At 56.4% G+C, this 24,870-nt stretch carries 25 protein-coding genes and 1 pseudogene; 14 read left to right on the top strand and 12 right to left on the bottom strand.

Annotation, left to right across the window (positions count from 1 at the left end; genetic code table 11):
* Window positions 1-125: 125 nt before the first annotated feature.
* The 12 genes and pseudogenes from sbmA to sctW all read right to left on the bottom strand — a co-directional run bounded on the left by sbmA (window position 126) and on the right by sctW (window position 12,283).
* Complete coding sequence (gene sbmA / locus O1Q98_RS02800) at window positions 126-1,358, bottom strand: peptide antibiotic transporter SbmA (RefSeq protein WP_125259324.1); 1,233 nt, start codon at window positions 1,356-1,358, stop codon at window positions 126-128.
* 238 nt (window positions 1,359-1,596) lie between these two features.
* Window positions 1,597-2,682, bottom strand: a complete 1,086-nt coding sequence (gene sctU / locus O1Q98_RS02795; RefSeq protein ID WP_125259325.1) for a type III secretion system export apparatus subunit SctU — start codon at window positions 2,680-2,682, stop codon at window positions 1,597-1,599.
* 24 nt (window positions 2,683-2,706) lie between these two features.
* Window positions 2,707-3,516, bottom strand: coding sequence for a type III secretion system export apparatus subunit SctT (gene sctT, locus O1Q98_RS02790; protein WP_125259326.1), 810 nt, complete (start codon window positions 3,514-3,516; stop codon window positions 2,707-2,709).
* Window positions 3,517-3,522: 6 nt separating this feature from the next.
* Window positions 3,523-3,783 carry a type III secretion system export apparatus subunit SctS gene (gene sctS / locus O1Q98_RS02785; RefSeq protein WP_125259327.1) on the bottom strand — a complete coding sequence of 87 codons (261 nt, stop codon included), beginning with the start codon at window positions 3,781-3,783 and terminating at the stop codon, window positions 3,523-3,525.
* Between the two features lie 7 nt (window positions 3,784-3,790).
* Complete coding sequence (gene sctR, locus O1Q98_RS02780; protein WP_125259328.1) at window positions 3,791-4,444, bottom strand: type III secretion system export apparatus subunit SctR; 654 nt, start codon at window positions 4,442-4,444, stop codon at window positions 3,791-3,793.
* Complete coding sequence (sctQ, locus tag O1Q98_RS02775) at window positions 4,441-5,568, bottom strand: type III secretion system cytoplasmic ring protein SctQ (protein ID WP_240632749.1); 1,128 nt, start codon at window positions 5,566-5,568, stop codon at window positions 4,441-4,443. Before sctQ ends, sctR begins: the two co-directional genes overlap by 4 nt.
* Window positions 5,565-6,083: a type III secretion system HrpP C-terminal domain-containing protein gene (locus O1Q98_RS02770; protein ID WP_125259329.1), complete on the bottom strand. Its 519-nt coding sequence runs from the start codon at window positions 6,081-6,083 to the stop codon at window positions 5,565-5,567. Before O1Q98_RS02770 ends, sctQ begins: the two co-directional genes overlap by 4 nt.
* Window positions 6,080-6,559, bottom strand: a complete 480-nt coding sequence (locus O1Q98_RS02765; RefSeq protein WP_125259330.1) for a type III secretion protein — start codon at window positions 6,557-6,559, stop codon at window positions 6,080-6,082. Before O1Q98_RS02765 ends, O1Q98_RS02770 begins: the two co-directional genes overlap by 4 nt.
* Window positions 6,546-7,926, bottom strand: a pseudogene (sctN, locus tag O1Q98_RS02760) (type III secretion system ATPase SctN). Before sctN ends, O1Q98_RS02765 begins: the two are co-directional and overlap by 14 nt.
* Window positions 7,926-8,870, bottom strand: a complete 945-nt coding sequence (locus O1Q98_RS02755; protein ID WP_125259331.1) for an FHA domain-containing protein — start codon at window positions 8,868-8,870, stop codon at window positions 7,926-7,928. Before O1Q98_RS02755 ends, sctN begins: the two are co-directional and overlap by 1 nt.
* 149 nt (window positions 8,871-9,019) lie before the next feature.
* Window positions 9,020-11,113, bottom strand: a complete 2,094-nt coding sequence (gene sctV / locus O1Q98_RS02750; protein ID WP_125259332.1) for a type III secretion system export apparatus subunit SctV — start codon at window positions 11,111-11,113, stop codon at window positions 9,020-9,022.
* 3 nt (window positions 11,114-11,116) lie between these two features.
* Window positions 11,117-12,283: a type III secretion system gatekeeper subunit SctW gene (gene sctW, locus O1Q98_RS02745; RefSeq protein ID WP_125259333.1), complete on the bottom strand. Its 1,167-nt coding sequence runs from the start codon at window positions 12,281-12,283 to the stop codon at window positions 11,117-11,119.
* A 340-nt stretch (window positions 12,284-12,623) separates the two neighbouring features.
* Between sctW and O1Q98_RS02740 the strand changes: the two genes are divergently transcribed.
* From O1Q98_RS02740 to sctC, 14 genes are all read left to right on the top strand, one after another.
* Window positions 12,624-13,178: an RNA polymerase sigma factor gene (locus O1Q98_RS02740; protein ID WP_125259334.1), complete on the top strand. Its 555-nt coding sequence runs from the start codon at window positions 12,624-12,626 to the stop codon at window positions 13,176-13,178.
* Window positions 13,179-13,468: 290 nt separating this feature from the next.
* Entirely contained in the window at window positions 13,469-14,929 is a 1,461-nt protein-coding gene (locus O1Q98_RS02735) for a PAS domain-containing sensor histidine kinase (protein WP_125259335.1), read from the top strand.
* 33 nt (window positions 14,930-14,962) lie between these two features.
* Complete coding sequence (locus O1Q98_RS02730; protein WP_125259336.1) at window positions 14,963-15,604, top strand: response regulator; 642 nt, start codon at window positions 14,963-14,965, stop codon at window positions 15,602-15,604.
* A gap of 382 nt (window positions 15,605-15,986) precedes the next feature.
* A complete protein-coding gene (locus O1Q98_RS02725) occupies window positions 15,987-17,027 on the top strand; it encodes a sigma 54-interacting transcriptional regulator (RefSeq protein ID WP_125259337.1) in 1,041 nt (346 codons plus the stop codon).
* Window positions 17,028-17,211: 184 nt separating this feature from the next.
* On the top strand, window positions 17,212-17,418 hold the full coding sequence (locus O1Q98_RS02720; protein WP_205744253.1) for a type III secretion system major pilin HrpA: 207 nt from the start codon (window positions 17,212-17,214) through the stop codon (window positions 17,416-17,418).
* Window positions 17,419-17,500: 82 nt separating this feature from the next.
* Window positions 17,501-17,902 carry an EscI/YscI/HrpB family type III secretion system inner rod protein gene (locus O1Q98_RS02715; RefSeq protein ID WP_125259339.1) on the top strand — a complete coding sequence of 134 codons (402 nt, stop codon included), beginning with the start codon at window positions 17,501-17,503 and terminating at the stop codon, window positions 17,900-17,902.
* Window positions 17,903-18,045: 143 nt separating this feature from the next.
* Window positions 18,046-18,828 carry a type III secretion system inner membrane ring lipoprotein SctJ gene (gene sctJ, locus O1Q98_RS02710; protein WP_125259340.1) on the top strand — a complete coding sequence of 261 codons (783 nt, stop codon included), beginning with the start codon at window positions 18,046-18,048 and terminating at the stop codon, window positions 18,826-18,828.
* 3 nt (window positions 18,829-18,831) lie between these two features.
* A complete protein-coding gene (locus O1Q98_RS02705; RefSeq protein ID WP_205744250.1) occupies window positions 18,832-19,593 on the top strand; it encodes a serine kinase in 762 nt (253 codons plus the stop codon).
* A gap of 238 nt (window positions 19,594-19,831) precedes the next feature.
* A complete protein-coding gene (gene sctL, locus O1Q98_RS02700) occupies window positions 19,832-20,437 on the top strand; it encodes a type III secretion system stator protein SctL (RefSeq protein WP_125259341.1) in 606 nt (201 codons plus the stop codon).
* A 35-nt stretch (window positions 20,438-20,472) separates the two neighbouring features.
* Window positions 20,473-20,598 carry a hypothetical protein gene (locus tag O1Q98_RS02695; protein WP_269975672.1) on the top strand — a complete coding sequence of 42 codons (126 nt, stop codon included), beginning with the start codon at window positions 20,473-20,475 and terminating at the stop codon, window positions 20,596-20,598.
* A gap of 261 nt (window positions 20,599-20,859) precedes the next feature.
* The gene (locus O1Q98_RS02690) at window positions 20,860-21,909 is read left to right on the top strand and encodes a phospholipase (protein ID WP_125259342.1); all 1,050 of its coding nucleotides are present in this window, start codon (window positions 20,860-20,862) and stop codon (window positions 21,907-21,909) included.
* 257 nt (window positions 21,910-22,166) lie between these two features.
* Entirely contained in the window at window positions 22,167-22,394 is a 228-nt protein-coding gene (locus tag O1Q98_RS02685; protein ID WP_125259343.1) for a type III secretion protein HrpF, read from the top strand.
* Window positions 22,381-22,812, top strand: coding sequence for a type III secretion system chaperone (locus tag O1Q98_RS02680; RefSeq protein ID WP_125259344.1), 432 nt, complete (start codon window positions 22,381-22,383; stop codon window positions 22,810-22,812). The genes O1Q98_RS02685 and O1Q98_RS02680 overlap by 14 nt, the downstream gene beginning before the upstream one ends.
* Complete coding sequence (sctC, locus tag O1Q98_RS02675; protein ID WP_125259345.1) at window positions 22,805-24,868, top strand: type III secretion system outer membrane ring subunit SctC; 2,064 nt, start codon at window positions 22,805-22,807, stop codon at window positions 24,866-24,868. The genes O1Q98_RS02680 and sctC overlap by 8 nt, the downstream gene beginning before the upstream one ends.
* The last annotated feature ends 2 nt before the right edge of the window (window positions 24,869-24,870 follow it).

Raw genomic sequence — 24,870 nt, 5'->3', positions numbered from 1 at the left:
CATCGACGCATGACGAGTTGATTCGTCGAAAAAGGGGCAAATACGCGGTCTATTCATGTCGTGATGACGCAGACGCCGCGCTGATTCTGCGTTGCCTGATAAGACAACGCAGAAAGCGCGTTGGATTATTCCTTATGCGCTGTGGTTTCCGTGGTGTCGTGGGCCAGCGGTTGTTCATGAATCGCTGATTCAAAACTGCGTAGACGTTTATAGATAGACAGCATCTCGACAATGATGGTCCAGGAGTTAATCAGGTATTGAAAAGAGCTGCGCACCTGATCAAACACATTGGTGATTTGCGTCATCAGGCCAAGCGTCAGGCTGCCTGCCACGATAGAGGGCAGAAGCATGACAATACCGAACACATTGTCGCTTTGCAGATAGAGCACCCGGGCAATATTGAAATAGGTGTAGTGAAAATAGAGGCGAAAATAGTTTTTGCGCACATGGGTAAACAGCGCCGTTAAGGTTGGCGGGGTGGCGCGGCTGCCATCGTCCTCGCCGTACACCAGCTCTTTACGGTAAGCGGCTTCCACCCGCTGATTGTTAAACCCGAGCCCCGGCAGTTTGATACCGATTAACGCCAGAACGCCGGTGCCTAACAGCGACCAAATCAGCGCGGCAATGACCAGCCCGTAAGGTATCTCGCCAAGCAATGGCAAGGATTTGACATGGGATGAGAGGCTGACCAGTACCGGTAAAAAGGCAATCAACGTCATCAGTGATTTCACTAAATCGACGCCAAGGCTCTCGATGGTTGAGGCAAAACGCATGGTGTCCTCCTGAATACGCTGCGCGGCCCCTTCGATATGGCGTAACTGCTGCCAGTGCCCGGTGTAGTAATCGTTCATGGCGGTACGCCAGCGAAACACATAGTGGCTGACGAAAAACATATTCAGCACGCCGATGGTGACAGCGGTCAGCGCGATACCGAGGAAAATCAGCAACTGCTGATAAAACGCCTCAATAGTCACGGCATTCGGGCTACTGAGCGCTTTTTGAATCAAATCGTAAAATGGCACATACCAGTCGTTCACCGCCACGCCGACTTCCACCGAAAAATAGGTGACAAAAATAATCAGCGCCGTACCGAGAATCGACCAGCGTTGCCACGGGTGCGGGCGCAACCAGGCCCAGAGCGCGCTGAACAGGCCGACACAGAGCACGTAATAGCTGTAAAACCATAAAAAAGCCGGAGAGATGAACCGGATTGCCCCCTGCGGCAGCGTCGGCTCGATGTGAAACAGCGACTCGCCGAGCGGTTTGTAGGTGCTATACCAGAAAATGACCGCAATCAGTGACCACAATAAGGCGGAAGAGAAAAACAGTTTCGGCTGGGGAAAAAACGATTTAAACATGGCTGCATTTTTATCCGTAAAAAGAGAATACGCGTGTAATAGCAAATATTTAACGCAGGTGCAGCCCTATATTGAAACGATTTTTAACGGCGGTGACATTTTCTTTACGTAACCTTCTTTACGTAACCACGGTCGTTGATGTCAGCGTCATTGATTAGGATTAAATCCTATTATTTTTCTTCTTTCATTCATTGTATTTCATCTCATCTCATCTCATCTCATCTCATCTCATCTCATCTCATTTCATCTCATCCAGCTCAATGACCTCTTTGGGCGGCAGGCTGCTATCAAGTTGACGTAACACCCGGTAGACCTGCGCCACCGGTTGCAGCGTTTCGCGTGGAATATAGTGGCCTTCAGGCATGCGGTAGAGCGTGCGGGTCAGCCAGATAAAGCGGATAACCGGTATGCCAACCTCATGAGCCCGCGCGATAAGGGCTTTTGCCTGTTCGTCTTCGCCTTTTAGCAGGATGCGCGGCAGCGGCGTTTTGCCGGGGCGGTAGAACAGCGCCACGGCGTAGTGCGTTGGGTTAACCAGCAGTAAATCGGCCTCGTCTACGCGGGCTTTACGCGGGCTGGCCGGTTCATTGAGAATTTCCTGCGCCAGCGCTTTGCGGTGGCCTTTCATGTGCGGGTCGCCTTCCGAGTTCTTGTATTCGTTGCGAATATCTTCATGGCTCATGCGTTGCTGTTTGAGGAAATAGTATTTCTGCAAGCCAAAATCGAGCACCCCCAGCGCCAGCAGCGCGCCAAGCGTGGTGCGAGAGACGCTTTTAAACACCGTTTCCACACCTTGCCAAAACGCATTCAAATCGCCATACGCCAACTCCACCAACCATTCCAACTGTGGCACCACCACCAGCCAGAACACCACGCCGATAGCGGAGGCCTTGAGCAGATTGGTCAACATATCGGTCAGCTTACGCATACTGAACATTTGCTTTATCTGGTTGACCGGGTTTAAACGGTTAAAGTCAAGCTGGAGCGCATCGACGGCGAACAGCGGGCCGTACTGAATCCAGCCGCCGACGATACGCATCAACAGCGCGAGGCTGATGGTCAGCAGACAAAAGGTGGCCAGCAGTGTCAGCGCAGCGCTGAACACCTCATCGGCGGCATGACCGAAGGGGTCGCTGATGCGGCTCAGGGGCAGTTGCATCAACGCCTGCAACTTGCTCATTCCGCTCTCGCTTAATGCGATGATCATCTCCAGCAGGGCGAAACTTATCAGCAGTTTCGGCACGTCCTGACTCTGCCCGACTTCCCCTTTTTTACGCGCATCCTGCAATTTTTTCGGCGTCGGTTTTTCGGTTTTTTCGCTCACGGGCGTACCCTCACGGTTGGCAACTCAGGGGGATGGGGCGGTCTGGAAAAACAGCGCGAACAGTGGTTTTAGGTCGGCCAGCGCCTTTAGGCGACCTTCGCCAAGAAACTGTAATACCGGCATGTAAAGCACAAAGAAGGCCATACCCGCCAGGCACTTAGCGGGTGTGGATAACACATAAACCTGTAATTGCGGGCTGTAGAGACTGAGAATGGCAATACTGAACTCCAGCAGTAACAGCAGCGCCACTAACGGCCCGGCATAGACAATCATGTGGCGAAAGGTGCCTTTGAGCAGGTCAAGGTAAGTATGAAAACCCAGCTCGGATAACGGCGGCAACCAGGTCAGCGCTGGCCAGAGCTGGTAGCTGTCCCACACCAGTTGGGTCATGCCGGAAAAGCCGATGGTCATCACCAGCATCATCATAAACAGCTCTTTTAGCATGTGACCGAGCGGCGTGGCATCGCTGCCGAGCGCCGGATTAAGCTGGCCGCCGGTCAGCGCGCCGCGCTGGTTATCAAACAGTGCGCCGACGGATTCGAACAACCAAAACGGCATCGCCAGCACCACGCCCAGCAGCAGGCCGATCAACGCTTCTTTAAGCAGCAGCGCGGGCAGCATCGGCCAGGTGAGCGGGGTGGTTAACAACTGTTGCTGAATGGCGCTGGCGGGCACCAGCGCCAGCGCCAATACCACCGCATTGCGCAGCATGCCTTTAAGAATGGAGAACGAAAACAGCGGCACCAGAAACAGGCACGGGTACAGCCGCGCCACCCCCAGGGTCATGGCATAAATAAAATCATACAGTTGCTGGATGCTGGCCAGAGAAAGCATGCTGAGTCACGCCCGGGTCTGTTCAATCATATTAAACGCGAGCATGGTCAACTGGATAAGTTCCACGCCAATCCAGCGCCCGGTCATCGCCAGCGCCAGGCCTACCGCCACCAGTTTCACGGCAAAGGGCAGCGTTTGGTCTTGTAACTGCATCACCGCCTGCAACAGCGAGATGAGCACGCCGACAATCACCGCCACCAGCAGCGGCGGGGCGGAGAGCATCACCACCAGTACCATCGCTTGTCGAAATAAACTCAGGGTTTCCATGGCAACCTCACAGATAACTGTAGAACAGCCCATCGAGCAGGCGTGTCCAGCCGTTGACCAGCACGAACAGCAGCATTTTGAGCGGCAGTGATAACGTGGTGGGTGCGACCATTTGCATCCCCAGCGCCAACAGGACGTTTGAGACAATCAGGTCAATAACGATGAACGGGATATAAATCAAAAAGCCGATTTTGAACCCAGCCTGCAATTCGGAAAGCACGTAGGCAGGCAACACCAGCAACACGTTTTGCGTGGTGACTTTCTCCGCCATCGCCGCAGGCCACATACGCAGGCTGTTCTCATGCAAGTGGGTGAGGATGTCCGGGTCGGTATTGCGTGACATAAATTTCTGTAGCGGCTCAATGCCTTTGCTCACGCTGCTTTCCAGCGCATCCAGATTGCTGAAATTCACCGGGTTATCCTGAAAGCGCTGTTTGATGTCGCTAAACACCGGTGCCATGACAAACAGTGTGGCGGCCAGTGCGATGCCATACAGCGCCATATTCGGCGGCACCTGCTGCACCCCGATGGCATTACGGGTGATAATCAGCACCATTGAGATCTTCAAAAAACAGGTGCAGATAATCATCATCAGCGGGATCAGCGACAGCGAGCCCAGAAACAGGGCAAACATCACCGGATCAAAACCTCCGGCGGTCATGATGCAGGGGCCTGATAAGGGGCGCAGACCACCGAGCTGAGACTGCGTGTTATCTGAAGTGCGAGACGGCCTTCCACCTCGACCAGTTCGCCGTGCGCCAGCGGCTGCTCGCCGTGGTATAAGGCGGCTTCGCCGGGCAGCGCCTGTTGCAGTATGAGCACCGAACCGGGGGCCAATTGCTGCAAATCCTGTAGCGTCAGCGTCAGGTAGCCGCAGCGCACCGTTAACGCCAAAGAGAGCGGCGCTAGCGCGGCGACATATCCGCTGTGAGCGGCGTGGCTTGAACCGTCGGGGGCCTCGTCCGCCATCGCGTATGGCGCGCTGGCTGAAGGGAAATCAGTAAAATCGGATGGGTCATCAAATGGGGTTGTCACAGGGCATTCCTCCAGTGCTGTCACGGTAAACCGGTAAGGGGCCAGCCCATCGAGGGTGAGCTGCCCGCTCAGTCGCCAGCCAGCCAGCGTTATGCTGCCGTTGCCGTGTACCGAGAAGTACGCTTTGAGTGGGCAAATCACATCACCCGGTTCCAGGGACTGAAGGTTTTCGTGTGACAACGTCACCTCTGCCAGCGTCAATGGCAAACGTATCGCCAAATGGCCGGGCAGCGGCGCGTAAGTGTGTTGCCAGCCGGGGGCAGCCAGCCACTGTTGTAGCGTATCGGCACTGGCCCACAGGCGGCAGCCGAGATGCTGGCCGCCACACGAGACGGTTAACCACAGCGTCAGTGCGTTCGCCGGTATCCCGCAGTGGTGCCCGCTTGCCGGGCGAATCTCGCCCAGCCAGTCGCGTAATTGTGGGCTGAGATAGTGGTTATACAGCGCCCAATACCCGTGCGCGTCCTGCGTTTCTGCGGCGGATGACGGCACGATGGCCGGGCAAGTGCCCAGCATCGATAACAGCGGCCCGGCCTGCTCCAGAAAGAGTAACCCGGCCTGGCAAGACCAGGCGCTGATCGTCTCTTCTGCGGGCGGGGGCAGCGGGGGCAGCAAGCGTAAGTGCAATTCTCCCGGTTCGTTATCACGCAGAAAAGCAAAGCGCTGAGGCATGGCCAGTTGACGAGACAGGCAAGCCTGACTGCGGCTGACCCGGCGCGGTGTGAAGGGTTTGCTTTCCTGAGCCATCATTCGTCGTCCTCGCGGCTGTCAAATTGCAGCAAAACCGGGGCGCGCAGGGTGCCCGCCAGCGAACGGCGGCAGTCGTCACGCTGGCCTTTCAGCTGTTCATACGCGCGTTTGCCAAAGCGCAGCGATACCTCCCAGCCTTGGGCCGGTCGGGTCAACATGCGGACATCGACATGACCTAACTGCGGCAATTGCAGGCTAAAAGAGAGCGGTTCGCCGGGGCGCAGCATCGGCATTTCTGTCAGTGAGGACGCCAGCGCAGGCCAGCACGCGGGTAGCGCGGGCTCCGCTTGCTCTGCGGCGGACAACGCCTCGTCAGGCAACAGGGGATGCAGCGCCAGCGGCGGGCCGAACGGCAGCCAACTGCTATCGGGAAACGCGGGCATGTCGTCGGTGTCGTCCAGTAGCGTCCAGAACGGCGCGTCACGGTAATCGGCGAATGCGGATGGCTCATCCGGCGTCAGCAGGGACGGGGTTGATAGCGCGGTATCCTGGGCTGCGGGCAGCGGTGGGGTCATATAGCCTCCTGATAAGTCGTGAACAGATATTCCAGTTTCTCAACGGCTTTTTGGCACACGCGCACGGCGTCGCGCGCGTCGCTGGCCTGTTGCCGCCAGTGCAGGCACTGTTGTTGCCAATCGGTACACAGCAGCACTTGCGCCTGTATCTGGCGAATCTGCTGTTGTTCCTGCTCAAGCTGATTTTTGAGCGACTCCAGCGTTTGTGTCTTACCCAGCGCTTCGTGTAAAAAAAACGCCCGCTGCTGTTGCCAGTCGTTTTTCATTTGCGTCAACCGGGCCTGTTGCTGCGCCAGCGCCGCTTCGGTGTGTTGCAGGCGTTGCTCGGTTTCACGCCAATGGCGTTCAGCGCGGCTTAAACGCTGGCGGCGAATCGGCAACAGCGCATTGACAACCAGCTGTAATTCCAGCACGCGGCTGTCGGGCTGTTCGTCTTCCATGTTCACTACCGGTTGGGTGGAATTAGAGGCTGGCATGCTGACTCACCTCGGCCAGTTGTAATTGAATCTGGTCGAACGATTGCGGCTCGCGCATCGCTTGCTGTAAGAAACGGTTGATGTCGTCATTGGCGCGGACGGCGGCATCGGTAAACGCATCGTGCCCCGGCTGGTATTCACCGAGTCGGATTAACATCTCGACCTGTTTATAGGCGGCCATCAGGCGGCGCACGGCGTTGGCATGCTGGGTGTGGCCGCGCTCAACCACGCTGCTCATGGTGCGGCTCAGGCTCATCAACACATCAATGGCCGGGTAGTGGTTACGTTCGGCCAGCCTGCGCGACAATACGATGTGGCCGTCAATCAACGAGCGCACTTCATCGGCCACCGGGTCGTTCATGGAGTCCTGCTCGATGAGAACGGAGTAGAGCGCGGTAATGGCACCCTGACGGGTTTGCCCGGCGCGCTCCACCAGACGAGGCAGCAACGTATAGACAGAGGGCGGCAGGCCGCCCCGTCCCTGCGGTTCGCCCAGCGCCAGGCCGATTTCGCGCTGGGCGCGGGCAAAACGGGTCAAGGAGTCGATAATCAGCAGCACCTGTTTCCCGGCGGCGCGAAACGCTTCGGCAATCGCCGTGGCGGTAAAGGCGGCGCGGGCGCGCTCCATGCTGCTGCGATCTGAGGTTGAACACACCAGAACGGTGCGCTGGCGCAGTTCATCATCGAGCTCGTGGTCGAGAAATTCGCGCAGCTCACGGCCACGTTCGCCAATAAGACCAAACACAATCGCATCGCACGGCGTGTTGCGCGCCAGCTCCGCCAGCAGTGTGGTTTTACCGCAGCCCGCACCGGCAAACACGCCAACCCGCTGGCCGCAGCCCAGCGTCAATAAACCGTCAATCGCCCGCATGCCGGTCGGTAACGGCAGGGTAATACGCGGGCGTTCGGTGGGCGGCGGCGCATCGCCAATGACCGGTATCGGGTTGTCAGCCAGCGTGCCTGGCTCAACAAATGCGCTCTGCCCGCCCGCCTCAAGCGGGCGGCCAAACCCGTCAAGCACGCTGCCAAACAGCGCATCCGACACCTGTACGCAGTGCGGTTGATAAAGCGGGGTGACAAGCGCGCCCTGGGCGATGCCGTCAAGCGCCCCGAGCGCGGATAGAATAGGTGTTGTCTTGGTTAAACCCGACAATTTCCGCCAATACCTGCGCCTCATCATGGCGTGACACCAGACACAGGTCGCCAATGCGGGCATTGGGCAGGCTGGATTCCAGTAAAATCCCGCTGATGCCGACGATGCGCCCCTGTCGCGTTACCGGCGAGTAAGCGGCCAGCCGCCGCCGCTGTTGTGCAAGCCAGTGCGCTAGTTGCGGATAGCGATCGTCTGAAGTGGCTGAGGTCATCATCACCAGTTCACCTTGATTTGCTGTTTGCCGCGAAACTCTATCTGGCTGTCGTTGATGCTCACCAGGCGCAGGTTGTCCACTTCGTCGCCGACGAAAATGCGCCGCCCGTCCGAGGTGACGACGTTAGCGCGCGGCCCGCTGGTGACTTGCACTATCTGAAACGGCAACGATTCATTTTTTACCGTGGTGCGGTTCTCGACTTGTAGCGCGGTGACATAGCGTTGATGAAACTGCACCAGCATGCGCGCCAGCCGGGTGTGTTGCAGCGCGGGCAATTCCCCGCTCAATACCACCCGGTCATGCTCCTGACGCGCGCTGACCAGCGGCTCCAGCTCGCGCTCGGCCAGCATGGTTTGTAGTGTGCTGCTTAATTGCGCCGGGGTGCCGAGCGGCAGGCGATTGTCCTGCGGCGCGGGCGCGGATGGCATCGCTGCCGTTTCCTGCAACATCCAGCTGCCAAAAATAACAAACAGCAACATGCCCAATAGCAGGTAGCAAAATTTGGCCCACAGCGGCAGGCGCGCCTTAGCACGGCACGGCGCGGGGGATGGCGGCGCAACCAGGCTTGGCGTATCAGGTTCGGCCGGGCGTTCAGGCGCGCTCTGCGGCGGTGTCTCCGTCGGGGAGGCGGCGGTGTCTTCATCCTGCCACGGGGTATCGGCACTGACCACGCACAGCCAGATGCCGCCAGCGGCAAACGGCGTGCCGGGCTGAATCAGCAGCGGCTCGGTCAGCGTATGCCCTTCGCTATTACTGATGACACCATCGAGCGGGGACAGTTGCCAGCCCTGCGCGTGTTTTTCCAGCAGGCCGTGCTGGTCGCGGATGCCGGGGTCATACAGCACCATATCCGCCTCGTCAGCGCAGCCGATGCGCCATGCCGTTCCGCTCAGTGGCAGCGCGGCACCACGGTGTAATCCGGTCAGAACACGTAGCTCAAACATGTTGCTTTATCCTGTGTGTTAACGGTGTATCGGGGGCGTGCAACTTTTTGCATCGCCGTTTTCTGTGTGGTCATTTCTGTGTTTGTTGTTTTTTATCTTTTTGTTTTCTATGTTTTTATATTGCTTTCCATGGCGATGCGCTTCGCGTGTCAGGCGTGAAAGGGGTCATGCAGGTCAATGCGACCGGCGACGTTAATCGCCAGATGCGACTCCAGTTCGGTAAAGGACAGCACCGGCACATGGTGGAACTCATCTTGCAGCAGAATGCGCAGCGGGCTGCGCAGGTCTTGCGCCACCAACATCAGCGCGTGCAGCGACGTCATGGGCGGGAACGCGCGTCGAAGCTGTGTGAGCAGGGCGGCGGCATACTCCTGAGAGAGCGCAAAAAAGACGTCGCTCTGTGTCTGGCGCAGCGCATCGCGCAGCAACTCTTCGGTTTCTGGCGTCAGTAGCCAGACGGTGAGGCTGTCGTCCTGCGTGTACTGGTGGCAAATCTGGGCTTTGAGCGCCAGCCTGACGTAGTCAGTCAGGGCATTGATGTCGCGCTCATGCTGGCCGACGTCTATCAATGCCTCCGCGATGGGGCGCACGGAACGTAATGGCACGCGCTCAGACGCGAGACGCTGTAACACGCTGGCAAAACGAGACAGCGGCATAATGCGCTGTAGCTCCTGCGCCAGCTCCGGTTGCTCGCTTTCAAGCCAGGCAAGAATGGATTTGGTTTCCTGTAGGCCGATGAACTGCGCCCCGCTGCGATGAATGGCGTTTTCCATCCGCGCGAGGATGAGCGCATCGGGCTGCCAGGTTGTCAGTTCCGCTTGCTGCAAGAGCGGGTGCTCCGGCGTCAGCCAGAGCAAATGCTGCTCGTCACGGCTCGACAAACCGGGGATCTGGCCGTCGTCGGCGCTGTCCGGCGGCACCTGACTGCGGGCAACGGCCTGCATCGCAATGCCGAAACTGGCGCGCAATTGCGGGATTTCGTAAACGCAAAAGCGGAATTCATCTTCGGGAACCGTCGGGCTGAATTCGATATCAAATGACGGCAGCGTGAAACCGAAGTGATAGACCAGCCGGTTGCGCAGACGGCGGATATCCTGTACCAGCGCGGCGGCGAGCGTGGTGTTCTGCCAGAGGGTATTGAACTGTAACAGGTAGGCGCGGGTGGGGTTGAAGCGGCGCAGATCCTGATAACCGTTTTGTTCGGCGGGTAAACCGTCGCCATCGAGCAGGGCGTCTTGTAATCCCGTTTGTTTGGCGCGCCACAGTTGAAACAGGCCGCTGCCAAGGGACAGCAGGCTGATTATCAAAAACACCAGCGTAGGCATACCGGGCAGCAGCGCGAAGCCGAACATGCCCACCGAGGAGATTATCCAGGCTTTGGGCTGGCTGGTTAATTGCTCGGCAATTTCCCGGCCAATATTGTTATCCATTTTCTGGCCGTCGGCGGAGACACGGGTGATTATCATCCCGGCGGTCAGCGAAATCAGCAGCGCCGGGATCTGGGCAATCAGGCCGTCGCCGATAGTCAGTACCGAGTAAATGTGCATCGCGTCACCGGCAGCCATGCCGTTTTGCAGCACACCGATGGCGAAGCCGCCTATCATGTTGATAAAGACGATCACCAGGCTTGCGATGGCATCGCCTTTGACGAATTTCATCGCGCCGTCCATCGCGCCGAACAACTGACTCTCTTTGGCGAGATTTTCACGCCGCTGACGGGCTTGCTGGGCATCGATCAACCCGGCGCGCAGGTCACTGTCGATAGACATTTGTTTGCCGGGCATGGCATCAAGGGTAAAGCGCGCGGCGACTTCGGCGACGCGCTCGGAGCCTTTGGTGATAACCAGAAAGTTCACCACCGTCAGGATCAGGAAGATGACCAGCCCCACCGCCAGATTGCCGCCCACCACGAAGTTGCCGAAGGCTTCCACCACATGCCCGGCGTCTTGTTGCAGCAAGATTTGCCGGGTGGTGGAGATCGACAAGGCCAGCCGAAACATGGTGGTCAGCAACAGCACTGCCGGAAAGGTCGAGAACGCCAGAGGTTTGGGCAGGTACATCGCCAGCACAATCAACAGTGACGAGAGGCAAATGTTAAAGGCGATCAGCACGTCAATCAGGTCGGTGGGCAGCGGGATTATCATCATGAACACGATCGCCATAACGATCACCGCGCCCACCACCTCTGAGCGTTGCATCGCGCTCATGGCAAAACGGTTCAGCCAGACTATCAGCACGGCCATAGGTCATCCTCCGTACTGCGAGCGCGCCGTTACCGGCGACGAGGCATCTTGCTGCTTTTCATAACGCGCGAGATCGCCAATCAACCCGCGAATCAGCTGTAACGCGGTCAGGCGGTTTTTGGCATCACGCCATAATGGATGCGGTAAATCGTTGACCAGGGGCAGCAAGCCGTTAAAAAACCACTGCTGGCGCTGCACATCCTGCCCGGCCACTTCACGCCCCAGATTGTGCAGGTCACGGGCATAAGCGCCATTGGCGCTCAGGCCAATCAAGCGGCGGGTCAGCTCCACGGCGCTGAGTGTACACTCAGGCATTTTTGTCGCGAGCCGTGAAAGCAAGGTCTGGCTGGCCGAGAGCGTATGGCTCAGTTGACGAGAGTCATTCAGGCCAGTGAGCATTTTCGTCAGCGCGCTTTTGGCAATCGACGGTGCCAGCGAGGCGATATCGGCGGCCAGCGCCCGCTGTAAGGTACGCAGGCCGGCGGCAAAATGCGGTGCGTCAAAGCGTTCTAGCAGCGCATCGAGCAGCGCGCTGGGGGATTGCTGATGAACAATACGTTGATAGTAGAGCTCACGCAGCGCCTGCTTCTGGTTCGGGTCGGTGCTAAACAGCGAAATGGCTTCGGCGGTGTTCAGGCCCGCGCGCACATCGGGGCCTTTTTCCTGATGTAATTGGTTCAGGCTCTGCGTCGCGGCGTGGGTCAGTTGGGTGTCTTGTTGCTGCTGCGCCTGATGAATCACATGGCGCAACACAATATCGCTGCGTGCGGCATCACCGCCCGCCGCCTGGAGAATCGCCTCCAGCGATGGCGGTGTGGCTTGCCCCAGCATCGCCTGCATGTGGCGGATTTGCTGGTCGAGCGTCGGGTGTTTGGGGTTCTCCAGTAACTGAAACAGTTCAGTGAGTTTTTCAATGCGCTCAATGTTGGCCAACATCCGGCTCTGCGGTTGGTTGATTTGACGCCGGTTGATCGCCTTGCTTTTGCGCTCGATCTGTTCACCGAAACTGGCGGTGACTTCCTCCATGGCATCATTCAGCGCCTTGTCGTGAGAAGAGGAGGGCGCGCTGGTGCTGACCGTCGATGAGGTCGGTTCTTGTTCGTCAATGTCGTTGGCAGTTGTACTGCTGCCGGTATTGAGTAAGGGAGAGACGGTATTGAGAGAGATCATGATCCTGTCCTGCCTGATGCAGCCTCTGCTTTAACGGTGTGCTGTTATGTGGCAAGACCATGAAGCGGGTTCCCATCAAAGAAGACCTCTCGAAAACAAACGATAACCTTCAATAATTTATAACCTTTAACAACTATGATTGCTGAAAATGATTAGCAGGATCTCAATTGCAAAAGATTGCAATCCGGGCCGTTTTTTTACGGCAAAAAGTGGCGTAATATGCGCGCCCCTTAAAAAATAAAACCTATAAAAACATGTAGTTATTTTGTTTTCAGCGGCTGGCACAGCCTTTGCTCTCCTTGATGCGCCAATTGGGGCACCACGATGGAGAGTGAATGAAATGGACACTGTTGCGCTGAAACAAATGGATTCGTATCAGATTCATACCCCTGTCAATACCGTGGACTGGGAGCAGGTTTTCCGCCTGCATGGCAAGCGGCTGCAAAATTTCATCCGTAAACGGGTATCGAACCGTGAGGATGTGGAAGATTTACAGCAGATGACCTATCTGGAAGTGCTGAAAAACCGTGAAAAATTTGCCGGAGCGTCACGCCCGGAAACCTGGGTGTTTGGTATTGCCCTGAATCTGGTGCGCAACCATTTCAAGCAGTCCCGTCATCGCTTTCATGACATCAGCGATGAGGCGCCGGAAGTGGCTGAGGTGTTGTCTACCGATATCGACCCAAGCCGGATAACCGAGTGCGATCACTCGCTCAAGCGCGCCCTGCATGCCAGTAAGCACTTGCCGGAGGAGACGCGAAAAATGTTGATGATGTTGCTGGATGCCGACGTCAGCTATCAGGAGATTGCCGAGCAGCTCAACATCCCTATCGGCACGGTTCGTTCGCGCCTTTCCCGGGCGCGAGGGTATTTGCGTCAGGCCGTCGATGCGTAAGTCTGTCGATAAGTCAGTCTGTCGATGAATAAGCCTGTCGATGCGTAAGTCGTATGTCTGCGTATTGCGTGTCGATACGCAGGCCCGCTTATATTGCCATGCCCAGGAAGGGTGCCTTCGCCGTAGGATGCGCAGGCGCAGCAACCTGTCAGTCAGTTTTTGGCGGCATGCCGCCTTACAGGGTCGCAGGTCATCTGCCTGCGAAGGCGACATCTGCGACTGTTCCTTTCTGCTGCCGACATCCCATGCTCATGCTGTCGGCAGGCTTTAGCACGAGCAAGGAGATGGCAATGTTATATACCGCACCACAACCCCAGCCTGCCGATGATGTCCCGCCGCTGGGCCTGGTGGATTTTGCTTTTAGTCGTATTAAAGATGCCATTTATATTGTTAATGATACTGAACAGTTTTGCTATGCCAATGATGAGGCGTGCCGGGTGTTGGGGTACCGCCGCTGTGAGTTTCGCCGAATGCGTATGCGGGACATCGACCCCGGTTGGGAAAAGGATGAAACCCATCGCCACTGGCGTGATCAACGCGCCTGGACGCGTGGACTTACCTTTGAAACCCGCCATCAAACCCGTCTGGGGGTGATTTTTCCGGTTGAAGTCAGCGTGAATCATTTCAGACACAAAGGACGAAAATACAGTATGTGCGTCGTCAGAGATATTCGTGAGCGTAAGCGTATTGAACAGTTAGCCTATGCGCGCGAGCAGGAGTTTCGCGCGTTGGTCGAAAATACCCCAGACTTGATCGTGCGCTTTGACCCACAGCTCAATTGCCAATACGCCAACCCGGCGACGTTAGCCCATCTGCATTTTACCGCCGAGCAACTGCGCGGGCGACGGTTGACCGATTTGCTGCCCCAGGCACGCTGTGCCCAACGCATCCTGCAATTGGTTCAACAGGTCGTGGCTACGCACAGCAGTATTGAAGGCGAGCTGGAAGAGGACATCGGCATGACGGAGGAGCGCCATCGGGTTATCCACCATATTCGCTGTGTGCCGGAGTTCGATCAAAATGGCCGGTTGACCTCGATTCTCACCGTCGGGCGCGACATTACCGCGATGCGCTACGCGGAAAAAAAGCTCGAGCATTCACATATGCAATTGCGGCTGTTGGCGCGCCAGCGCGAGATTTCGCGTGAAGAGGAGCGCAAACACATTGCCCGCGAAATTCACGATGAGCTGGGCCAGCACCTGACGTCTATGCGCATGAGCCTGTCGCTGATGCGCATGCAGTTTGGCCGCGACAACCCTCATATGATGACGCAATTACAGAATTTAATGTCGTTATCCGATAAAACCATCCAGGTGGTGAGAAACGTCGCGACGCGCTTGCGCCCTAATGTGCTGGATATGGGGCTGACCCCGGCGCTGGAGTGGCTGCGTGATGAATTTATTCGTCAGTATCACTGCGCATGCCTGTTATTGGCGCCTGAGCCGGAAGTGGTGCTCAATGACGAATGTGCGACCGCCGCCTTTCGGGTGGTGCAAGAATCGTTGACCAATATTGCGCGCTATGCCGATGCCACCAGAGTCGTCATCACGCTGGAGAATCACGCGGGTTTGATCGTGCTGAGTGTGCGCGATAACGGCAAAGGATTTGATGCCAGAACCCCTAAACCGCATGCCTTTGGCCTGATGAGCATGAAAGAGCGCGGACGGATGCTGGGCGGCGAAGTGGTGATTGAAAGTCAGCCCGGCGCCGGGACGTTGGTCAGGCTGACATTTCCAAAAGAGAGTGCGTAGGATGGGTTTTCGCTAAAGAGGACAATAAAGCTGATGGACAGACGTATAAAGCTGATGATCGCCGATGATCACGTGATCATGCGTGAAGGATTAAAACAGATCTTTGCGCTGGATGAGGCGCTGGAGGTTGTCGCGGAGGCCGGTACGGGGTCGCAGGTATTAACGCAACTGCGCGAGGTTCACATCGATTTACTGTTGCTGGATATGAGCATGCCGGGTATTTGCGGCGAGGAGCTGATTATCCGCATTGTCGCGCAGTACCCACGCCTGCCGATTCTGGTGCTGAGTATGTACAGTGAACCGCAAATTGCGCGCCGGGTGCTAAAAAGCGGCGCGCTTGGCTATATCACCAAGGATAAAGACCCGGAGGCGCTGCTGTCGGCAATCCGTCGGGTGGCCCAGGGCGCTCGCTATATTGACCACAGCATTGCCGAACAGATTGTCTTTGCCGATTGCCAGTATCGCGGCGAGGGGCGGCATGAACTGCTCACCGCCCGAGAGCACCAGATAATGGTGATGCTGGCGCAAGGGCAGGGCGTCAATGCCATTGCGCAGGCGCTGGCTATCAGCAATAAAACGGTCAGTACCCACAAATCCCGGCTGATGGAGAAAATGCAGTTCACGACCAATGCCGATATTGTGAAGTACGCCCTGAGTCAGCGTTTAATCGCCTGATAATAAGATTGATCAATCGATAAAATAGGTCGCATCATTGTTCGGCGGTATGGCCAGATGATGCACCTGTTTGCCCGCAGTGCAGCGGCGTTGCGCGGGGATTGCCCCCCTTGCGTGTCAGATTATTCCTACTTTTTGCGCCCGAATTCCTACCTTAACTTCAGCCCCCGGCTGATGGTTTGTTGATGCATTGCCGGTAATGCTTACAACGACCATCAATACGTTGTTAACGGCGTGATTAAAAAACGTATTTTTCACGATTTATATCGTCAGGGAATCGTCAGGATGACGAGATGGTCGCCGGATAAAGCCTATCACCGGTGGTGTAACCGGCTTTTCAGGCAGGGTGATAATGGAATAGCTCAAACATACAGGAGTTGTCATGATAATCAGGAATAGCAAACCCGCAGTGCCTTCATCCCCGCAACCGCCGAATCACCAGACGGTGGCGGCCGGGATAACCTCATCCACGTCACCCGGCTCTTATTCACCGGGGGCTTACGCCTACGGTGTCTCAGGCGCGGAAGACATTCACAGTTCGCTGACGGCACTGATTCACACTATCGCACCACTGAATGTCGATATCGTGCTGGAAGGGGAAACCGGCACCGGCAAAGATACGCTGGCGCGGCGCATTCATCAGTTATCCGGTTGTAGCGGGCCCCTGGTGGCGGTGAACTGTGCGGCTGTGCCGGAAACGCTGGCGGAGAGCGAATTATTTGGCGTGGTGTCCGGTGCCTATACCGGTGCCCACCGTTCCCGCGCCGGGTATCTGGAAACGGCCGATAAAGGCATTCTGTTTCTGGATGAAATCGACAGCATGCCCTTGACGTTACAGGCAAAAATGTTGCGAGTGCTGGAAAGTCGCGGCATTGAGCGACTGGGCAGTACGCAGTTCAAACCGGTGGACATGCGCGTCATCGTCGCCACACAAACCCCGCTGCATCAGCTGGTTGATGCCGGACGCTTTCGGCGTGACCTCTATTTTCGGCTAGACACGGTAAAAATTCAGTTGCCGACGCTGCGGGCGCGCACCGAGGTTATTCTGCCGCAGTTTCAGCGTTTTATGCATGATGCCGCCGCTCGTCTTAAACGCCCGATACCGGGTATTCCGGCGCGTATACAAGAGCAACTCTTGATGCACGGCTGGCCGGGCAACCTGCGCGAGTTAAAAGCGGCGGCCGAACGCTGGGTGCTGGGGTTATCACCGGTGCCGATGGGCAGCACACCGCACGCGGCCCCAGAGAGTGAGTCGTGTACCTCGTTAAAAGGGCGCTTGCAGCGCATAGAGCGCTTTCTCATTCAGGAGGCTTTACAGCGTAACGATCACTGTATTGATACCGTCGTGAACGAATTGGGTATCCCCAAACGCACGCTGTATCACCGTATCAAGCTGCTCAATGTGGCGGCTCGGGGCGTGTAATCTTCAGGGCATTACCCTGTTATCACCACCAGGGGAAAAAAAGTGAATCTCTGTCGGAACCACCTCAGGCTATCTCCTACTTAACTTATGAACACGATGACTGTGTTAGTCGCAAGGTTCAGTAGCGAAATTCACTTTATCAAGTCAATCAAGTCATTCAATTAATTATTAACTGGAGATATCTATCATGATGGGACTTTCTAACGCAGCAGCAATGGCTTCAATGCAGACGCTGGACAAAACCATGGCGCAGACTACCGCAATGACCACTGCCGCCCAGTCACAGAAAATGAAAACCGACGCCATCAGTTCAATCACTGACGGCCAGATGGACTCCGCCACTAAAGCCATGAACTCCGGGCAGAAAGCGGCAAAAGCCATCCAGTTCTAATTGCCCACCAAATGTCGATTGCCGGGGGGACGCTCCCCCGGTTTTTTTTATCCTGTCAACATCCATCGAGAGGAACGGACTCATGATGAAAATCAACCGCGTCAGCGAACTTCAGGGAACGATTGGTGATGGTGAAGCGCGCAGTACCACTGTGCCTGCGCAATCGGTGCCTGCACAATCGTTGCCAGCACAATCGGATGTCGCCTGGTTCAGCGCTGCCCTTGACCCTACTGTTGCGGCCCAGTCTGCGCCAGTGGCCGACAACAAAGCCTTGTTGGGCGCGCTGGCGGAAAAATCTGACAATCTGGAAAACATGTTACAGAAGGCAGAGCGTAAGGTTGGCAAAAGCATTAATAGCAATAACCCCAAAGATGTGATGGATGCGACCCGCACCTTATCGTCGTTCTATCTGGAGAGCCTGCTGAATGCCAAGGTGGTGGCCAAGAGTGTCCAGAGCCTGGAAAAGCTCACCAACCTGCAATAGTCATTGACCAGTAATAGTCATTGACCTGCAATAGTCATTAACCAGCAATAACCATCAACCTCAATGGTCATCGCACGGTAATTATCAACACCGGATAATTATCAACACATTGTCATTATCAACACACAACCCATGGCGGCATGATGAATAAATTCGTTCTGCACCGACTCCTCTTGTTATGGCTGGTTTTTTTGCTGGCGGCCTGCGGCGATCGCGTTGAATTGCACCGTGGTTTGACGGAAAACGATGCCAACGAAGTGATTGCCGCCCTTGGCGGTTATCGCATTGCGGCGGAAAAACGCACGGACAAAAACGGTGTAACGATTCTGATTGACGTAAAAGACATTGAACGGGCCGTCAATATTCTTAATGCCGCCGGATTACCCCGTCAGGCCCGAACCAATCTGGGGCAGGTCTTCCAGAAAACCGGGGTTATCTCGACACCGCTGGAAGAACGCGCCCGTTATATTTATGCCTTGTCTCAGGAAGTCGAAGCCACCCTGACGCAAATTGATGGCGTGCTGGTGGCGCGTGTACATGTGGTGTTGCCTGAGCGAATCGCACCCGGGGAGCCGATTCAACCGGCTTCGGCGGCGGTGTTCATTAAGTACCGCCCGGAGCTTGAGCCCGACAGCATTGAACCGCGTATCCGACGTATGGTGGCCAGCAGTATTCCGGGGCTTGCCGGAAAAAATGAGAAAGATTTGGCTATCGTGTTCGTTCCGGCGGAACCGTATAAAGACCATATTCCCAAAGTGTCGCTGGGGCCATTTCAGCTCACACCGCAGGCGATGGGCCAATTGCAGTGGCTGGCGGCATTGCTGGCGCTGACGCTTGCCGGGGTGCTGGGGTGGCGTTTTGGGAAACCGTGGTGGGTGCAGTTTCAGGCGCGGAAAAAAACCGTGCAACCGGATGCCGGAGCCTGATGAATGCACAACGACAGCGAAGTCAATCACACACGGGATAACGGCAGTGCGTTGGATGATGCCGAGGCAAACGCGCGGCTCGTCTGGAGTCGCTGGTGGTGTTATGGCTGTTTGCAGCAGGCTGACAAAAGCTGGTGTGACGGGCGCATAGCAGAGCGTGACATGGCGCTGGCGGCGTTACAGCATGCGGCGCTGTGTCGTCGCCTCAACCTGCCAGCCACGTTGCCACCGGCACCGCAACCGGCCCTGTTGCAACTGGCGCAGTTGAATGCACGGCAGCGTGAGCGCGTTCTGATATTGATAGCCAGCGTTTGCCGCGAGAGCGTTTATCCGCTGCCAGAGGCGCTCACGTTGTGGTGTCGGCGGTTAGCCAAAGCGCTGCGCCCCGGGATGTGGCTGCCTGCCGCGCTGAATGTCACCCCCTTGCCACGGCAGGCTGCGCTGGCAATCCTGTCTTGCCGTTTCCCGGAGATCTGTGGGTCGCGCCTGCAATTGCTCTATCCATGTGAAATGGGATATCCACGCGAAGCGCAACAGCCTGACATGGCTTCATGGCGTGATAGCGTGCCGCTGGGCCGGGTCTCGGCGCTCTGCGATGCCATTATCTGGAAGGCGGCGGACGAAGCGGCGTTTGCCGGTAAGACACCGCACCTTGATACTCAACATCTTGATAGACAAGACCTTGATACTCAACATCTTGATAGACAAGACCTTGATACACAACACCGTGATACTCAACACCTTGATAGACAAGGTGAAGCATAGCGGGGCACCGCTGCGGTGAGACACAACCCGGTTTGGCATACAGTACGACAGTGTTCTGTTCTGTATCGAATAGTTTAGTTGGTAAATTATTTTCGAAAAACTTATTATGCGGCTTGAACTCAGTACGTCGAATTCAGTACGTCGAGATGAGTACGTTGAACGGAGTGCGCAGCCACGGCATGGCGGGGTGGTGCCTGTGTCGCGCGCTCTGATGTCATCAACATCAGGGAGTGGAGTTATGTTGACGAAGAGGCGGTTAACGTTAGTTGCAGGTACGGATATCGATGACTCGCCGGTGATTTCCGCCGGGCAGTTACAGCAGCATCAGCAGGGACTGGCGGTAATCGACGTGGCCCATCAGCAAGCCAATGCCTTGCTTGAGCAGGCCCGGCAGCAGGCGCAGGAGGCGATTGCGCATGCGACCAGTCAGGCAGAACAGCAGTTCTGGCATCAGGCAAATGATATCTTGCAGGGCTGGCAGCAAGAGCGCGAGCAAATGGAGACGTGGATGGTGTCGCAGTGCGGTCAACTGCTCAATGAGGCGATGCTGCAACTGCTAACCACGCTACCGGACGCCGAGCGTTACCCGGCGCTGTTGCGACAATTATTACGGACTCAGGGCGGTGGTGGACATGGGCGGCTCTATTGCCACCCGGAGAAACAATCGGACGTATCGGCCTGGCTTTCTGAGCACAACCACCTGGGGTGGGTGCTCAGTGGCGATGAGTCATTAGCGCACGATACGCTGAAACTGATGACGCCGCAGGGGGTGATGACCCTAAGCTGGCAGCAAGCCGTGGCCAGTTTACTGCCGCTTCCCCAGCCTGAAAATGCCGAACCCTGATGGCAATCAGGTGTATCCGCCGCCAGACAACATCCATGACGTTAATTTCGCAGGCTAATTCGGTAAGGTTATTGCACAGCGCCACAGCAATTGCTGACGGGGGGTTGGATAACCCGACGGCGCTGACGCGTTATCGCAATGATTGCGGCTTGACGGCGTAATACATCGGCAACGGACGGCTTTTGACACACCGGTATCGGCATATCATGCTGTTATCATCATGGTTTTTACCGTCATGGTTTTTACCACTATGGTTTGTACCACCATGGCTTGATGGGCTATACCGTTCACGCATTGCCGCCTGAAATGGCGTAATTTCTTCCAGGCCAGCCCGCCGACGCGTTCGCTACCTTATACCGGTTCATTGCCCTGACGAACACCTTTCGTATTGTCACTGTATTGTTACTATAACGAGGTTAATCATGGAAAAAGTGCTTATCTGGTTCTGCGGAACTGGCACCACCCAACAGGACTTTCTGGCCAATGTTGACATCAGCGGGTTTAGTGCCGTTGTGGCGATTGACGGCATCGGCACGGCAGCGATGCTGACCAAAACCCAGGCGCTGGCAAAGCGCGAGACCTGGACCGGCAGCTTTGCCGATCTCAGCGAAAAACTGGGTGTGCTCTACGATCAGGTCAACGGCTATGATGATCGTGCCGATGTGGTGACGCTCAACAGCCTGTTCCCGCTGGTCGATTACCTGCAAACGCTCAAGGAGTACCAACTGGTGGTGGGTGGCCATAGCCGGGGTGCAGCCGTCGGCTTGACCGAGTTTCTGGCTGAACTCTATCAGCTGGCGACGTTGAACCAGGCGCCGGGCGTCTGGGCCAAGGCGAAAACCCTGCGTCTGGTGGTGGTAGACCCGGTGCAAGGGCAGCAGGATTCTGATAAAGACACCAATGCCTTTAACGCTATCCTGAAAAACAAAACGCTGGCGCAGATTTTGGCCGAGCTGGAAAGCAAGTGGTTCGGTGGGCGTGAAGTGTTTGAGACTTTCGTCTACAGCGCCCGCTATGATGCGCGCTCAAGCTTTGCGTTTGACTACCGCTGGTATCACTTCATCACTGAACAGATGGGCAAAGTCGCAGGGCCAGCCAAACGCGCCAAACTGGTGATGGCAGGGTTCCGTCACTCAGCGCCGGTCAGCAAAGAGGATGAAATCTCGGCGTTGTATCAGGGAAAAGGGGTCGCGCCGATTGCGTTCTTGCAGCAACTGGTGTCGTTTGACCCTAACTGGGAGGCATCTGCCCGGCAGTTGAGTCAACTGGAAAACAGTTATCTTGATTTACTTGCCGCAGGCAACAAAAGTGACCTTATCAACCAGCTTGATAAACAAACCAGTCTGTTGTCCTACGGCATCACGGGTTTGATTGGCGGCAAATCGCTGCAAAAAACGCTGGCCTCGGATAATCCGCAGAAACCAGAATACCGCCGTTTCTACCGCTACCAATATGGCCGCACGCCGTTTTAATCGCGTGATATAACCCCACAGGCTGCGCGCGTCTGCCGCAGCCTGTTTATGATGACCGCTATGCGTTTTTTCCCCGTCTTCTCGCTATTTCCTGTTGCTGCTATTCCCGCTGCGGCTCGTTTCCCGTTATGGGTTCGTCTCCCGTCATGATGCTGACGGTGTGAGGCGCTTTTTTTGCCTTTAAGGGAACTGCCGTATCCCGCCTGCCACATAACAACAGGTCATTTGGCCGGTTAACGTCACGGGAGTTCGCGATTATGTCTTCACCTTCACCGATTCAACGTCGGCTGGACAGCGCGTTTGTTGATGCGCAGTCCCGGCTTGACGACATTGCCCTGAGCGTGTCGCAAGGGGATGTCAGCCTGTCAGATAGCTATGCCTTCTATGAAGCCAGCATGGATTACTCGAACGCTAACTGGGCGGCAGGCCAGATGCTGAGTGTCAAACACGGGCTGGCGAAGGCCATCATCAATGACTTCAACTGAGTTGGTCACGCTGATTGAGCGTTGGCTGAACAGTGCAACGGGCCAGATGCGGCTTGAGATTGATGGCGGCGAGGTGCTGTTGGCCCGTCGTCATAACGGCATCGGCGCGGCCGCGATGATTGCTCTGCCGTACCGCGTCGATGAGCGCACGCTACAAACGGCGTTGCGTTACTCCTGCGCGGCAGTGTTGCGTCTTGGCACAGAGGCGGCCTCGCTCAGTTTGTCGGTTGACGGGAAATTATGGTTATTGACGCGGCATGAACCGGACGATGCGGTACTGCTGTGCCGAACATTGGAAGCGCTGGTTAATCAGCGGGATGCGTGGCAAGGATTGCTGGCGCCGGTGACGCGGTCAGCATCGTTGTCGCCGCTGAATCTGAAAACACTGGCTTTTTTGCAAGGAGATCAGCATGCGTAATGCGCTGTATGCATTTTTATTGACTCTTTACCGCTTGTTCTGCTGGTGCGTGCTGTTGCTGGGCATGATACCGATGGCGCATGCGCTAACGCCACCGGACTGGAGTAAAGGCGCTTACGCCTATTCCGCTGAACAAACGCCGCTGTCGGTGATTTTGCAGGATTTCGCCAACAGTCATGGCGTGGATCTGGTGCTTGGCAACATCGATGATGTCAATATCGACGCCAAAATTCGTGCGGATAACGCGGTGGCGTTTCTTGACCGTCTGGCGCTGGAACACCGCTTTCAGTGGTTTGTGTATAACAACGTGCTGTATGTCAGCCCGCAGGACGCACAAACCTCCGTGCGTATTGAAGTCTCGCAAGATGCCGCCCCGGACATGAAACAGGCGCTGACCGGCATTGGGCTGCTGGATTCACGCTTCGGCTGGGGCGAGCTGCCCGAAGAGGGGGTGGTGTTAGTCACCGGCCCGGCGGAATACGTCAACCTGATCCGCAATTTTAGTCAACAGCGAGAAACCAAAGACGACCGCCGCAAAGTGATGATCTTCCCGCTGCGTTATGCCTCCGTTTCCGATCGCACCATCCAATATCGCGATCAGCGGCTGGTTATCCCCGGCGTAGCGACCATCTTAAATGAGTTGATGGATGGAAACCGCAGCAACCCCGTTGGCGCAAGCAGCGGCGGCAGTGGCGATAACAGCATGGCGGCGGCAGGCAGCACCGGTACGGAGGCGAATCAGGCCATCGAAATGAATGCGCGCGGCATGTTAGCCAGACTGGCTACCCGTAACAGTGGCGGGGGCGCGAGCGCCGGGCGCAGCAAGAAAGATCAGCTCAACGGTAAAGTGTCGGCGGATGTGCGCAACAATGCCCTGCTGGTACGTGATGATGAAAAACGCCGCGATGAATACCAGCAATTGATCGACAAAATCGATGTGCCGCAAAACCTGGTGAATATCGATGCCATTATTCTGGATGTGGATCGCACCGCGCTCTCAAGACTGGAGGCGAACTGGCAAGGGAAACTGGGCGCTGTGACCGGCGGTGCCAATATGATGTCTGGCTCCAGTACGTTATTTGTCAGCGATTTCAAACGCTTTTTTGCAGATATCCAGGCGCTGGAAGGGGAAGGCACGGCATCGATTGTCGCCAATCCGTCAGTCCTGACGCTGGAGAACCAACCTGCCGTGATTGATTTCAGCCGCACGGCATTTATTACCGCCACAGGCGAGCGCGTTGCCAATGTGCAGCCCGTTACCGCTGGCACCAGCCTTCAGGTGACGCCACGCGTGGTCGGGCGTGGCAGCCTGAGCAGTATCCAACTGGTCATCGATATAGAAGACGGCCAGGTCGAAACCAACACTGAAGGCACGGCGTCCGGCGTGAAGCGCGGCACCGTCAGCACGCAGGCATTGATTGGCGAAAACCGCGCGCTGGTGCTGGGTGGCTTTCACGTTGAAGAGAGCGGCGATCGCGATAAACGTGTCCCGCTGCTGGGCGACATCCCGTGGATCGGTAAACTGTTTACCTCACGCCAGCATGAAGTTTCCCGACGCGAGCGGCTCTTTATCCTCACGCCGCACCTGATTGGCGATCAGAACGATCCGACGCGCTTTGTCTCAGCCGATAACCGCCGCCAACTCAATGATGCCATGGGGCGCGTTGCCGAGCGTAACAGTAAAACCAACCTGTTTGGCATGGTCGAAAGCGCGCTGCGCGATCTGGCCAGCGGCCAAACGCCAGCCGGATTTACCATCGATAGCAGCGGTGCGCGCTTATCCGAAATCTGCCGCACTGCCCCGTCGCTGAGTTATCAACCGGGCCGCCATCAGTGGTACAGCAATCTCTCTATCAGCCTGGCCGTTGGCGTAGTGAAAAATACCGGGCATCAACCGCAACGCTTTGATGAGGCCAGTTGCGCCAGTAACCGCACGCTGGCGGTCGCCGCCTGGCCGAAAACCACGCTGGCGCCCGGTGAATCCACCGAAGTGTATCTGGCGCTCTTACCGGCGAAAAACGCGCCGCCTGTGCGCGCTTCGCTACTGAATCCGTAATG

The sequence above is a fragment of the Dickeya lacustris genome (assembly GCF_029635795.1).
In the GTDB taxonomy this organism is placed as follows: Bacteria; Pseudomonadota; Gammaproteobacteria; order Enterobacterales; family Enterobacteriaceae; genus Dickeya; species Dickeya lacustris.
This window is presented reverse-complemented; position numbering and strand designations above follow the sequence as displayed.

Bases quoted from the DNA above. Each gene is read 5' to 3' on its own strand.
- sbmA (WP_125259324.1), bottom strand. From the start codon at position 1,358: ATGTTTAAATCGTTTTTTCCCCAGCCGAAACTGTTTTTCTCTTCCGCC.
- sctT (WP_125259326.1), bottom strand. From the start codon at position 3,516: ATGCTTTCTCTGGCCAGCATCCAGCAACTGTATGATTTTATTTATGCC.
- sctS (WP_125259327.1), bottom strand. From the start codon at position 3,783: ATGGAAACCCTGAGTTTATTTCGACAAGCGATGGTACTGGTGGTGATG.
- sctR (WP_125259328.1), bottom strand. From the start codon at position 4,444: ATGACCGCCGGAGGTTTTGATCCGGTGATGTTTGCCCTGTTTCTGGGC.
- sctQ (WP_240632749.1), bottom strand. From the start codon at position 5,568: ATGATGGCTCAGGAAAGCAAACCCTTCACACCGCGCCGGGTCAGCCGC.
- O1Q98_RS02770 (WP_125259329.1), bottom strand. From the start codon at position 6,083: ATGACCCCACCGCTGCCCGCAGCCCAGGATACCGCGCTATCAACCCCG.
- O1Q98_RS02765 (WP_125259330.1), bottom strand. From the start codon at position 6,559: ATGCCAGCCTCTAATTCCACCCAACCGGTAGTGAACATGGAAGACGAA.
- O1Q98_RS02755 (WP_125259331.1), bottom strand. From the start codon at position 8,870: ATGTTTGAGCTACGTGTTCTGACCGGATTACACCGTGGTGCCGCGCTG.
- sctV (WP_125259332.1), bottom strand. From the start codon at position 11,113: ATGGCCGTGCTGATAGTCTGGCTGAACCGTTTTGCCATGAGCGCGATG.
- sctW (WP_125259333.1), bottom strand. From the start codon at position 12,283: ATGATCTCTCTCAATACCGTCTCTCCCTTACTCAATACCGGCAGCAGT.
- O1Q98_RS02740 (WP_125259334.1), top strand. From the start codon at position 12,624: ATGGACACTGTTGCGCTGAAACAAATGGATTCGTATCAGATTCATACC.
- O1Q98_RS02735 (WP_125259335.1), top strand. From the start codon at position 13,469: ATGTTATATACCGCACCACAACCCCAGCCTGCCGATGATGTCCCGCCG.
- O1Q98_RS02730 (WP_125259336.1), top strand. From the start codon at position 14,963: ATGGACAGACGTATAAAGCTGATGATCGCCGATGATCACGTGATCATG.
- O1Q98_RS02725 (WP_125259337.1), top strand. From the start codon at position 15,987: ATGATAATCAGGAATAGCAAACCCGCAGTGCCTTCATCCCCGCAACCG.
- O1Q98_RS02715 (WP_125259339.1), top strand. From the start codon at position 17,501: ATGATGAAAATCAACCGCGTCAGCGAACTTCAGGGAACGATTGGTGAT.
- sctJ (WP_125259340.1), top strand. From the start codon at position 18,046: ATGAATAAATTCGTTCTGCACCGACTCCTCTTGTTATGGCTGGTTTTT.
- O1Q98_RS02705 (WP_205744250.1), top strand. From the start codon at position 18,832: ATGCACAACGACAGCGAAGTCAATCACACACGGGATAACGGCAGTGCG.
- sctL (WP_125259341.1), top strand. From the start codon at position 19,832: ATGTTGACGAAGAGGCGGTTAACGTTAGTTGCAGGTACGGATATCGAT.
- O1Q98_RS02695 (WP_269975672.1), top strand. From the start codon at position 20,473: ATGACGTTAATTTCGCAGGCTAATTCGGTAAGGTTATTGCACAGCGCC.
- O1Q98_RS02690 (WP_125259342.1), top strand. From the start codon at position 20,860: ATGGAAAAAGTGCTTATCTGGTTCTGCGGAACTGGCACCACCCAACAG.
- O1Q98_RS02685 (WP_125259343.1), top strand. From the start codon at position 22,167: ATGTCTTCACCTTCACCGATTCAACGTCGGCTGGACAGCGCGTTTGTT.
- O1Q98_RS02680 (WP_125259344.1), top strand. From the start codon at position 22,381: ATGACTTCAACTGAGTTGGTCACGCTGATTGAGCGTTGGCTGAACAGT.
- sctC (WP_125259345.1), top strand. From the start codon at position 22,805: ATGCGTAATGCGCTGTATGCATTTTTATTGACTCTTTACCGCTTGTTC.